6 protein-coding genes are annotated in these 12,621 nt (G+C 34.3%); 1 reads left to right on the top strand and 5 read right to left on the bottom strand.

The annotated features are described in order from the left end of the window. Window positions 1-120: 120 nt before the first annotated feature. Window positions 121-2,967 (bottom strand): TonB-dependent receptor, encoded by a 2,847-nt coding sequence (locus tag GKZ88_RS05270; protein WP_155101351.1) that lies wholly within the window; start codon window positions 2,965-2,967, stop codon window positions 121-123. A gap of 529 nt (window positions 2,968-3,496) precedes the next feature. On the opposite strand from GKZ88_RS05270, the gene metK reads away from it, so the two are divergent. Next, window positions 3,497-4,747: a methionine adenosyltransferase gene (metK, locus tag GKZ88_RS05275; protein WP_155101352.1), complete on the top strand. Its 1,251-nt coding sequence runs from the start codon at window positions 3,497-3,499 to the stop codon at window positions 4,745-4,747. A gap of 122 nt (window positions 4,748-4,869) precedes the next feature. Here metK and GKZ88_RS05280 read toward each other — a convergent pair whose 3' ends face one another. The 4 genes from GKZ88_RS05280 to GKZ88_RS05295 form a co-directional block, all read right to left on the bottom strand. Continuing rightward, window positions 4,870-6,336 (bottom strand): M28 family peptidase, encoded by a 1,467-nt coding sequence (locus GKZ88_RS05280; protein ID WP_155101353.1) that lies wholly within the window; start codon window positions 6,334-6,336, stop codon window positions 4,870-4,872. Window positions 6,337-6,481: 145 nt separating this feature from the next. Next, complete coding sequence (locus GKZ88_RS05285; RefSeq protein ID WP_155101354.1) at window positions 6,482-8,719, bottom strand: hypothetical protein; 2,238 nt, start codon at window positions 8,717-8,719, stop codon at window positions 6,482-6,484. Window positions 8,720-8,807: 88 nt separating this feature from the next. Then, window positions 8,808-11,465, bottom strand: a complete 2,658-nt coding sequence (locus GKZ88_RS05290; RefSeq protein WP_196216449.1) for a carboxypeptidase-like regulatory domain-containing protein — start codon at window positions 11,463-11,465, stop codon at window positions 8,808-8,810. Window positions 11,466-11,528: 63 nt separating this feature from the next. Then, on the bottom strand, window positions 11,529-12,446 hold the full coding sequence (locus GKZ88_RS05295) for a GLPGLI family protein (RefSeq protein WP_155101356.1): 918 nt from the start codon (window positions 12,444-12,446) through the stop codon (window positions 11,529-11,531). Window positions 12,447-12,621 lie beyond the last annotated feature (175 nt).

A 12,621-nucleotide genomic window follows, 5' to 3' on the forward strand; every position in this document is an offset into this window, starting at 1 on the left:
ATAGATTAAATGTAATATTTATTTATTTAACAGCCAAATAAAAAAACTGATATTTAACAATTAATTTTTTAAAGTCCCTAAAATCAAGCACTAACAGCTGATTAATTGATAGTTGATTCTTTAAAATTTAAAGCTCAAACGTGCAAAACCAAATCTACCGTTCAATCCAAATTGCGAAACCGCTCTTGAATATGCAAACTGATTGGCATTGGTCAAGTCCGTGCTTGGTGCTGGCGATAAAGTTGGAGTTGTATTTGTAAAGGCCGGAGTTGCAGGATTATTTCTGTCCGGATAAACATCCCCTATATTATTAAATCCAATTGTCGCTCTAAAATGTTCATTGATCTGATATCCTAAAGATAAATCGGTTACTAATTTTGCACTGTATTCTGGATGTTCGTATACAGAAGAGCTTCCATCTAAATTCACATCTGTTGCTCCTGGATCCGTCACTTTTCCAAAATAGCTGTTTCTTAAATAAATATCCAGTTTCTTAATGCTGAAAGTTGTCATTAAATTCGCTTTCAATCTCGGAATTGCTTCTTCTAAATACACCCTGCTTGACTCTGGAAAAAATGAATATTTATAAGGTTCACCGCCCGCATCAATAATAGATTGAGGTACATTTAAATCGCCAACTCTTTTCGTTTCATTGTAGCTCAAAGCCAAATCATTTCGGATAATAAAATCAGGAATAACATCATATTTCTGAGAAATTACCAAATCAATTCCTTTTGTTTCAGAGTTGATTCCGTTTGTCCAAAACGAAGCTCGTTCAACTCCTTTTGTGTCAAATGCCTGTTGAAACAAAGTCAATGCTTCCGCTTGTCCAGGAGTTGTAGCCGCTGCAATCTGAGCATCTGTTGGTCTTGAATATTGGCCTGTCAAAACAATTCTGTCGTCGATTCTGGTAAAATAAGCATCTGTTGCAATTGTGATATTCGCTTCAGGAATTTTAAACGTAAATCCCGTACTGATGCTTTTTGATTTTTCAGGCTTTAGATTTTCAACTCCAATACTTTTTGCTGCTTGTGAATCATTTGTAAAATAACCCACCTGATATGGTGATCCATTTATAAATTGCGTTGAACTTGATTCAAAATATTTTTGCTGTAATGATGGCGCTCTAAAACCTGTCTGACCAGAAATTCTCCAGTTGATATTTTCATTCAGCTTTAAAAGAGAAGCTAATTTGAAGATCACTGTACTTCCAAAATCTGAATAGTTTTCATAACGCACTGCTCCGTTTACCAACCATTTTTCAGTTACATTTAATTCTAAATCAAGATATGCTGCGCCGCTGTTTCTGTTTTTTTCTTTAGCATCTGAAGGCTGAAATCCTGAAAATCCCTGCGCTCCTGCTCCACGTTTGTTTCCAAAAAAGTCGGTAACAATTAAAGGTGAATTGCTTGGCAGAATTCCCGAAACCAAAGCTCCATTTACATCATACAATCCATAAGAAGCTTCTTCCCCTTGTTTGATTTGGTAATTTTCATATCTGAATTCCCCTCCAAAAGCAACGTTTAAACCTGCAAGAACATCATATTTTCTGGTAAAATCTAAATTGGTTGTACTTTGCAAAAACGAAACTTTACCTGCATCAAAACTAAAAGGAGAATTGGTTCCTAAAGTTGCATTTATGGTATTGTTTACATCATATTGAAAAGAATTTGTTCCGAGGTTCGTGCTCAAATCAGTATCAAATCCGAATAATTCTGTATTTACTCCAACCGCTGCCGAAGCATCTAAAATCTTTGACTCAATTTCCGGCAGAAATCCGTTTTGATACACTTGCGTGAAAGTTCCTGAGCCATTTGGAAGTCTGTTGAACGCATATGATTTACCATTTCTATACGATATTCCCCCAAAAGAATATAGAGAGGTCGTTTCGGTCAAAGGATATTTTGCATTATAATAAGCTTGACCCGATGCCAATTCTGACTGTCCCACACTCATATTATAGTCGGTTCTCTGCTGACCTCTGTATGCAAGCTCATTATTGGTAACATCAAAACTCAACGCTGTCTGCATTTGCGTAAGCGTTGTTGCGCCCGCGATCGCATTTTGTTGTGCAGTCGTAAAATAACTTACCTGTGGCGCATATTGTTTTAAAGAACTTAAAATTTGTGCCGAATTTGGAGTTGTATTGATATTGCTGAATAATGAATTGATTTGAACACCGCCTTGCGCCGCTCTGTTTTCAACCGCATTGTAAGCGTTAAAAATAGCATTGTTTCTAATTCCGGCTCTGCTTGTTGCTTCTCTTGTCACCGCACTTGCCGTAACATTCAGGAAACTTCCTGGTTTTCCTAATGAAGTTCCGTAGTTTAAATCGACTTGCAGAGTTTGTCCATCGGCTCCGCCTTTAAAATCATTAGATCCAGAGGATAAATTGGCTCCGTATTGAATTCCTCCTGAAATAAAATTGGCATTCTTTTTAAGGACAATATTAATTACTCCGGCAATGGCATCAGAACCATATTGTGCTGCTGCTCCATCTCTTAAAACTTCGATTCGGTCAATTGCAAAAGAGGGAATTGCATTTAAATCGGTACCAACAGATCCTCTTCCTGGTGATCCGTTTATATTTACCAAGGCACTTGTATGTCTTCGTTTTCCGTTCACTAAAATTAAAACCTGATCGGGTCCCAATCCTCTCAGCTGAGCCGGATCAACGTGATCTGTTGCGTCTGCCGTTGATGTAGGATTACTGGTAAACGACGGTGCAACATAATTTAAAATTTGAGTTACGCTTGTTTGAGGCGATCCTTTTGTAATTTCAGTAATACTAAAAATATCAACAGGAACTGGAACATCAGTCTTTACTCTGTTTTTACTTCTGGACCCCACAATCGTAACTTCTGATAATTCATTATTTTTTAGCGTATCCTGCTCAGTTTTATTTTCCTGTGCATAAATTCCTGAAAATGTCAAGATACTTAAAAAGGCTAGTACATTTTTTTTCATTTCTTTTACTGGATTAGTTAATGTTTTGGCTTAAAAAATTAAAGTTTTTCATTTTGAGCAAAAAAAAAACCTCTGCGGTCTGCAGAGGTTTCTATATCTATTTTTGAAAAAAAATTACAACAGAGTCCCTGCGGAAAGTTCCGGCTTCATACAAGACATCATATTGCAAACTGCTAATTTCATTTGTTTCTGTTATTTTAACGAGGCAAAGTTGCGAACTATTTTTTAATCAGCCAAACAAAAGTCAAAATATTTTCTATTACCCTATCAAAATACTATACTTCTGTTAAATTTCTGCTATAAAAAATAAAAAAAGTTGAACTTTGATTTGCAAATCAAAATGGTTTTATACCTTTGCACCCGAATACAGAGGAAAAATTTGAACTGATTGCAACCTCTTCATAATGAAATGGTTCGTTATGAGTGCTGAGAGATTAATTTCGGCAGTAAAAAATGCTAAAGCAGAAACTCTCCTTTAGCCCTTTTTAGCAATTATTTTCCTCGCTTAATTTTAATTTAATACATTATTATGGCTTATTTATTTACGTCAGAATCTGTTAGTGAAGGGCATCCAGACAAAGTTGCAGATCAAATTTCGGATGCATTAATTGACAACTTTTTGGCATTTGACGCTGATTCAAAAGTAGCTTGTGAAACATTAGTTACAACAGGTCAGGTTATTTTAGCAGGTGAAGTTAAATCGAATACTTATCTTGATGTTCAGCAAATTGCACGTGAGGTAATCCGTAAAATTGGATATACTAAAAGTGAATATATGTTTGAAGCGAATTCTTGTGGAATTCTTTCAGCAATTCACGAGCAGTCTGCAGACATTAATCAAGGTGTTGACAGAGCTAAGCCGGAAGAGCAAGGTGCAGGAGATCAAGGAATGATGTTTGGTTACGCTACAAACGAAACTGAAAACTTCATGCCATTGGCACTTGATTTATCTCATAAATTATTACAAGAGTTAGCTATTTTAAGACGCGAAAACAAAGAAATCACGTATTTACGTCCAGATGCTAAATCTCAGGTAACTTTAGAATACAGCGACGATAACAAACCAACTCGTATTGATGCGATTGTGATCTCAACTCAACATGATGATTTTGATGAGGAAGCTACAATGCTTGCTAAAATCAAAAAAGATATAGTTGAAATTTTGATTCCAAGAATTATTGCTAAAAATCCAGCTCACGCGCATTTATTCAATGATAAAATCAACTACCATATTAACCCAACAGGAAAATTCGTTATTGGAGGACCTCACGGAGATACTGGTTTAACAGGAAGAAAAATTATCGTTGATACTTATGGTGGAAAAGGTGCTCACGGTGGTGGTGCATTCTCTGGAAAAGATCCAAGTAAAGTGGACAGAAGTGCTGCTTACGCTACACGTCATATTGCTAAAAACTTAGTTGCTGCAGGTGTTGCCGACGAAATCTTAGTTCAGGTTTCTTACGCAATTGGAGTTGCTCAGCCAATGGGTATTTTCATTGAAACTTACGGAACTTCTAAAGTAAACTTAACTAACGGTGAAATCGCTAAAAAAGTAGAAGCTATCTTTGATATGCGTCCTTACTTTATCGAACAACGTTTAAAATTAAGAAACCCTATTTACAGTGAAACTGCTGCTTACGGACACATGGGACGTAAACCAGAAACAGTTACTAAAACTTTCTCTGCTCCAGGTGGAAACGAAAAAACAGTTACTGTTGAATTGTTTACATGGGAAAAACTTGATTTTGTTGACCAAGTTAAAGCTGCATTTGGATTGTAATTTTAGACTACTTAGACTAACTTAGATTGTTAGAATTTTAGACAACTACTTTAATCTTAAACATAAAAAGACCCGATTTCTATTTCTTGAAATCGGGTCTTTTATTTTTATTAAATCATCTTTTATCTTTCCAATTTTACATCTGGTAATGTTTTAGGACGATTAGCATCGTTAGACAAAATCCAGCCTGTGCGGTACATCCATTCGGTCATTTTGCGCAGTTTTACGTAATCAATATTTTCAGACTCATCCATTGGAGTGTGGTATTGACTGTGTAATACACTTGTAAAGAAAACTGCAGGAATTCCTTTTCTCGCATAAGGCAAATGATCTGAACGGAAGTAAAAATACTCAGGATGTTCTGGTCTGTCCCAAAGTTTATCCAAATCAAATTTTGGCCCTTCGTCATTTGCTTTTTTGGCAATTGCTACCAAATCAGATGAGTTTTCATGAGGCGAACTTGAGCCTAATAAAGCCGCTTGATTTACATTGTTTCTTCCAATCATATCACCATTTAAAACTGCTACGATAGCTGCCTCTGGAACTGTTGGGTGCGCCGCATACCATCTTGAACCTAACAAACCACGCTCTTCTGAACCATGAAACACAAATAAAGCGGTTCTTTTTCCTGGCTGTTTTTTATAAGCTCTTGCAATTGCCAGCATTGCAACACAAGTACTTGCATTATCATCGGCACCGTTATAAATAGAATCCTGACCGTATTTTTGACGAACTCCATCATGATCCTGGTGTCCGCTGAAAAGCACATATTCATTTTTCAATTTTGGATCGGTTCCCGCAATTGTACCCACAACATTTACTGACGGATATTTATAAGTTTCAGAAACTACCTCCGTCGATAAAATATCTTTAGTCGTTTTTAAATATTCTAATTGATCTCCGTGTACCCAAAAAACTGGCATTGTAGCGCCTATTTTATCACGAAAACCTTCGATTCCATAAATACCTCTTGTCATTTGGGGCTCAACCTGAGACCAGCTTTGTTCTGCTAATTCGTCAGCAACCATAATAAGTGCTACGGCACCTTTTTTTACGACAAGATCATAATATTTATTTCGAACCAAACCAGGATATCTTCTGTCAAAAAGCGAAATATCATCTGCAATTCCTTCTTTTGAAGCTAACAAAACAACTGCTTTTCCTTTTACATCTGCTTTTTCAATTTCTTCTTTTGTTGCTGCTCCTAAATATACAAGCGAACCTTCAACTTTTATGTTAGTCGTTTCTGCAACCAGAACTTCCTTCCATAATTTATATTCTTTTTGGCCAATTTTAAACTTTGTATTTGGTGTAACCTGATGCCTGTACAAATCAAAAAACTGAAAATACGTTCCGTCATCACCTGCTGGAGCCATTCCGGCTTCTTTAGCTTTATTGGCAAGCCACATCGATACTTTTAATTCATCAAGCGTTCCAGCTTCACGGCCATTAAAGTGGTCGCCGGCCATTTGGTACATATCGGTTCTAAGATCTTTATCAGTTATTGCCGAAACTAATGGTTTTTTAACTGCCTGTGCAAAAGTCACTGCACCAGAGGCAAGTAAAACAAGGATCATTTTGTTTTTCATACATTTTAATTTTATAACCCAAACTTAATCATTTCACAGCAAAATCTTTGGTTTTTTAACATCAAAAACAGCCAATAGCAACGATTAATAAACAAAAATGGCTGTCAATACAGACAGCCATTGCATTTTTCACAACTATTAAATTTTAATACGTTCCGTTTTGCATTTTAGTCAAAGTTTCCTTGATATCAGCAGCTGTTTCTGCTTCCGTCACAGCATTTATATTTTTAACTGCCAAAGTTTGTGTTTCAATTGCTTTTTGTTTCTGGCCGTCTTTGTAATATAATTGCGCTAAAGTATCTAAGTAATACGGATTGTTCTTGGTTATAACGGAACTGTATTCAGACCATTTAATAGCTTCTTTTAAAAAACTAGCATTTTGTGGCTGCAGTACTACTGACCATGCCGCATTATTACAAAGATTAGAATGATACTCTTTAAAAGAATTCCATCCATCATAGGAATATGGAGAAGATGAATCCAAAGTCGAAAACATGGCATCCAATTTTTCAATTGGGCTTGATGATGTTAAATGAGAATCAAAATAGCTGCTGAACTCTTTTAAGAAATCTACATTTGATACCGAGGCATCTTCTGCATTGTTTAAATATTGAAAATAATTACTGTATGATTCAAAATTTCCTTTTCCTAAAGCAATGATCTTTTTATAAATCGAAATATTCTTCTCCTTATTTATATCTGAAGAAGATTTTTCTTGAGCAATATAAGTATTAGCCTGCAATGCCGATGAAATTTCAGAAATTACATTTCCTAAATTATGCACTTCGCCTTCTTTATTATTGAATTCTGTACGATTGTTCTCAATATCTTCAGAGTGCTTTAGCAGATAATCAATCGCTAAAAAATCAGTATCATTTAGGATTCTCTCTTCGTTAAAAAGCTGTTTTGTAAATCCTTGATTTTTGATTTCTTTTACGATTGTTTCAACCAGATACATATCTGGATTTTTATCTTTTTGATGCGTTTCAATCAAGTTTTTCCAAGTTTGTGCAACTGTTTTTTTATCTAAAGACGTTTTAGTCATTACAAATTCCTTTGAATTTGGATCTTCTGCCGCAACATCAGAATCGTATGAAATTTCTAAAACAGCGGCTCTATTAAAGGCTCTGATCAAATCGGCATCTATTGCTTTTTTATTTTTGAAGATCTTGTCAATATAAACAAAAGCATTTGCTCGCTGCAGTCTTTTATAAAAATCACCATAATAACCAAATTGATAACTCTGGTCAGACAAATCAGATTTTGAAGTTGCCAAAATATCTCCGTCTCCATTTAAAACTACTATACTCGGATCATTTAATATCTTATTATTTTTGAGCCATTTTTTATCATCGGCACCAGCCAAATAATAATTGTAAACATCATAAACCGGATTGTAACCGTCATACATATTATATCCAGTCTGTGTTTCCTGATCTTTTACAAAGGCATCAAAATTTTCTTTTCCTGCAGTTTTATTGCTATTGGCATAAAGCGCTAAAAACTTAATCTTTGCTTCTTTAGTCGCAGCTAATGCGCTTTTTAAATTGTTCTCAATTTTTAATTTAAAATTGGAATAAGCTGGTTCAGCCATTTCAGTATTAGTCGATAAAGGAGGATACACCGTTGTATCAACAGCAACTCCCATTCCGTAATCTTCGTTTACATTTGGTTTACCTGGATAGGTCCAATTTGAGATTGTTTGATTTTCAATAGGAATTACTTTTTTTTCCTTTACTGGTTGTGGTTCCTTTTCATTTATAAAGACCAAAGGATTTTTACCCGCAGATTCAGCGATTTTTAATTCATTTGTTTTTCTGTCAAAAAAACCGCTGATTTTCAAATCACCAAATGATGCGAAATCATAATTTACGGTTACTTCAGAAACATCTTTTGGCAATGCATATTTGCTGACATTACTTTTTCCGTCGTAATTTTCATAAACCAAGTATAAGTAATCCGTTTTCTCGATTTCAAATTCTAAATCTGTTTTTTCCCAGTTTGGATCTATTTTGGTTTTTACATCAGAAATCCTTTGGTAAACAACATCTTCAGAGCCTTTTTGTGTACCTAAATAAAAGGAATAATAAGACGAATCTGGAAATTTAATTTTGATTTTTTTTGCTTTTTTATCCGTTGCAAAAGCAAGATCAAAATTACTTTCTGCCTTTTCTTTTTGGAAAAATAACAGCGAATCACCTTTAATCTCATAATTGCCCGTATAAAAAACCAATTCGTATTTATTATCTTCTAATAAATTTAGTTTTATTTTTTGACCTTTATTTGAGGATAAATAAGTTCCCTTTTCAATTCCTTTTGTTTGAGAAAAAGAAGTAGAAATTGATAAAAACAAGAGAAATAAACTACATATAAAATTACGCATGGTTCTTTTTTTGATAATTAATACGGCGCAAAGATATTCTATTCGCGCCGAAATCAAGCATCAAAAAATAAATTTTGCAATTAAAATACTACAAATTATATTTCATCGAAAAGATGATATAACGAGGCTGTACAGTATATTGCGAAACTCGTGTAGAAAACTGCGAGAAGCTGTCATCATTAAGATATGTAGTGTTTAATAAGTTTGTAGCCGAGACTTTATATTCCCATTTACTGTCTTTTTTCTGGTAAATTAAACTGGCACTCAAAAAGTCGTATTCGTTATCAACCGTTTTATCGCCATTATAATAATGATAAAATTCATACTCAGAAACAAACGAAAAACTCTTCCAGAAATAATAATCCAATCGTGCAAAAGGCTTGTCGGTATAATAAGTCGAACCGCTGTATTGATTAATTAAGGCATTATATCCAAGCTCTAAATTGGGTAAGTTTTTATAGTTTGTTGCTGCTTTTACAGTATAACTCTGGGTAAAACTTTCTGTTGTTGCTAGAACATTATTCTGAATATTATTGAATTTTGACCAATTTAAGCTTGCCGTTGCTGATGCTTTGTAATTCTTTAGAAACGAACGTCCATAACTTCCCATTCCACTCAAAGTTTCATCAGCTAAATTAGAATTGTATGGAACTGAAGACTGATTAATTCCATCAAAATTAGCTTTCGTTTTTATCGCATCCACTTTTTTAGTGTAGGTTGCGTTGGCAAAAATATTTTCGAAATTGAACATATTGTATTTAAAATAACGAAGCGAGTGCACTTGCGAAGTTGCATTTTCTAAATAACGGTTTCCTCTGAACAAACTACTGTAATCAGATAAAACATAACCCGCCGCAAGCTGATTAATATCAGTAAAATCATTGGACAAAGAGAAATTATAAGTCAGCGTTTCTGATTTTTTGATTTGATATAAAGCAAAGAAATCGGGCAATACTTTAGTAAAACTTTGAGAATAATCCGTGCCCAATTGTCCGTTTGTCATTTGATACGAATGCAGACTTACTCCCGGCGTTAACGTAAACTTTCCGGTCAATATTTTATAATGAAATCCTAAAAAAGCATCGTTAAAACTATAATCGACGTCATTGTTATTTTCGGCATTATTCAAATCGTTTCGATCTCCGTTTTCTAAAATCTGAAAAATATGAGAGTTGAAATTTTGATATGAATAGGTATTTCCTAAAGTAACATTGAAATTACTTTTTGGGGTTACCATATAATAGTAGTCCAGTTTGGCATCCAATTTATTTGTTTTCACAAAACGATCCTGATTATAATCATTTCGTGCGCCGGGCTGTGTTATATATCCTGACAAATTAAAAGGAAGTGTTTGCAGATTAGCATTATAAAATGGATTTTCATCCTGATACAAATGCTGCATTTCAAAAGCAAAAATATTTTTATCGCTTTGTGTATAGTACAAACTTAAATTCTGATTAATCGACGTAGGATCTTGCTTTTTAGTCGTAAAAATCGTTTCTGAAGTAGCAACATTTTGTACAATTTGTTCTCTTAATAAATCTGAATATTCCTCCTGTTTTGTCAGTTTGGTTAAAATATCATAATCAAACTGAAATTTGTCGTTTGGTTTATAAGTCGAGCTTAATTTAAAAAGCCCTAAATTATTCTTTTGGTTTGTGTTTTCATCACGTTTCTGCTGATCGCCAGAAGCTAAAATAGTGGTCTGCGATTTGGTTTCTAAATCGGTTTTTGAAGTTGAAAGAATTCCGAAACCGCTAATATTCCAAGATTTTGTAGCCGAATAAGCAAAATTAGTCGCGCCAAATTTAGTTTCAATTTCTTTAGCTCGATTGTTTCTTAAAATCGAAATTCCTAAATCATTTGACGAAACATTAAAATTGCTTCCGCCCTTTTTCATCATATTTTTGAAACCGCCCGTAAATTTGAAATAATCCTGCGCAGTCAAAGGCAATTCGCCAATATTATTGAAATTGGTAATTAAATTAATGCTGTATTTTGGACTGTAATAAAACAATTTTGGATTGATGATATAACGGCTATCGAGCTCTGCGACGCCAACGCCGGCAGTAACATCTCCAAACCAGAAATTCTTTTTGCCTGATTTTAGTTTGATATTCATGGCAACATTATCCTGATCATTTTCAAGGCCTTTTAATTGGCTTACTTCGTTATAATTTCTTAAAACCTGAACTTTATCAATAGCATCGGCTGGAATGTTTTTTACGCCAAGTTTAGTATCTCCGTCAAAAAAATCTTTGCCTTCAACCATCAGTTTGCTGACTTTTTTTCCTTCAACTTCAATTTCACCATCGGCATTAACCTCAACACCAGGTAATTTTTTCAAGACATCTTCCAGCTTTTTTTCTGTTCCCGATTTAAATGAATCGGCGTTGTAAACAATGGTGTCACCTTTTATAGAAACTGGCATTTCACGAACAATTTCAACACCTTCAAGTTCAATTCCCGCACCGTCCATTACAATATTCTGAACGATATTTTCTGTATTGGTTGAAATTGCCATTTCTTTAGATTTCATTCCCAGATAACTTATCTTAATTGTATAGGAAGTATTTGGCTTCAAAGTCAGCTGAAATTTTCCTTTATCATTTGTAATTCCGTAGGAATCCATTGCTTTGGTGCCGTTATTCACAGCCATAATATTGGCCATTTCCAACGGATTTTTCTGTTCGTCCTGAATAACGCCGTCAAATCGGACACTTTGAGCAAAAGATATCGAGGTCATTAAAAAAATGACATAAAAAAGTATATTTTTCATGGAGAAAACTAAAAGATGATGTGCTTACAATTATCGTCTGATCATTACTGGACCACCGCCTGGACCGCCTTCACGGCCACGGTTCATTTCTCTAAACTCTTCCATTTTTTTGATTACTGTTTCATCGTAATCTTTCTGAGAAATTGTTTTTCCTTTTGTAGGTGCTTTTATTTCAACTTTATCTTTAGCATTCAAAACAATTTTTGAACATAAAATAGTTGTTCTTCCATCATTCACTTCCAAAATCAAACCCGGAAGACCCCAGTAATTTTCGGGACCTTGGTTAACTGGAATTTCTGGAGAATACCAAGCTGTTATAATAATTTCTTTAGGGATTTCGAAGTTGTCCTGAAAGTTAGTTTTCGTTTCACCCGAGGTTTTCTTTACCTCATCTTTTTTCTCTTCCGCTTTTTTATCATCGTCGCTTTTTGGTCTGAAATTTCTAAAATCAGTTTTGCTTGCTTCTTTTACCGCTGTTGCTTTATAACAAGTATAACCGCCAATTTGTTTGGTTTCAGATTCCATTTTCCAGTTTAGTTTTGGAAGAGAATCTATAACCAAAAACTCTTTCCCCATAAATTCTTTGTCAACTGTATATGATTTACTTTTTACATTTTTATAAAAAGTGCCTCCGCCTCCCATAAACGAATTCATCATAATACGCATACCGCCTTGCTGTTGCCCAGGAGCTTCGAGTTTTTCTTCTTCTTTATAAATTGAAGCCGATTTATCAAAATTTAAAATAAAAGTTTTTTCAAGCATTTTTTTCATTCGCTCTTCCATGTTTTTTTGCATTTCGGGCGTAATGTCTCGGTTTCCCGGACGCATTCCGTCAAGTTTAGGCGCTTGCGTTTTTGACTCATAAACGGCCATTCCTTGGAAATCTTTCTGTGCCTGCATCTGAGTAAATACAAGCATTAAAGACATATAAAAAATCACTTTTTTCATTTTTATTTTATTTTAAATTAGGCAGATCATATAAAACTTACAACCAAATGTATCATTAATTTTAAAATACTAAAAATATAATATATCAATGCTTTTAAGACATAGACAGAATACGTTATTTTTTAGACTATTACGATTGAGAAAGGTTTAAATGGCAAAATATTCAAAATCTGCT

Origin of the sequence: Flavobacterium sp. LC2016-01 (assembly GCF_009711135.1) — a bacterium.
Taxonomy (GTDB): domain Bacteria; phylum Bacteroidota; class Bacteroidia; order Flavobacteriales; family Flavobacteriaceae; genus Flavobacterium.

Excerpts from the sequence above, each read along its gene's own strand:
- GKZ88_RS05270 (WP_155101351.1), bottom strand. The coding sequence starts at position 2,967 with ATGAAAAAAAATGTACTAGCCTTTTTAAGTATCTTGACATTTTCAGGA.
- GKZ88_RS05290 (WP_196216449.1), bottom strand. The coding sequence starts at position 11,465 with ATGACCTCGATATCTTTTGCTCAAAGTGTCCGATTTGACGGCGTTATT.
- GKZ88_RS05280 (WP_155101353.1), bottom strand. The coding sequence starts at position 6,336 with ATGAAAAACAAAATGATCCTTGTTTTACTTGCCTCTGGTGCAGTGACT.
- GKZ88_RS05285 (WP_155101354.1), bottom strand. The coding sequence starts at position 8,719 with ATGCGTAATTTTATATGTAGTTTATTTCTCTTGTTTTTATCAATTTCT.
- GKZ88_RS05295 (WP_155101356.1), bottom strand. The coding sequence starts at position 12,446 with ATGAAAAAAGTGATTTTTTATATGTCTTTAATGCTTGTATTTACTCAG.
- metK (WP_155101352.1), top strand. The coding sequence starts at position 3,497 with ATGGCTTATTTATTTACGTCAGAATCTGTTAGTGAAGGGCATCCAGAC.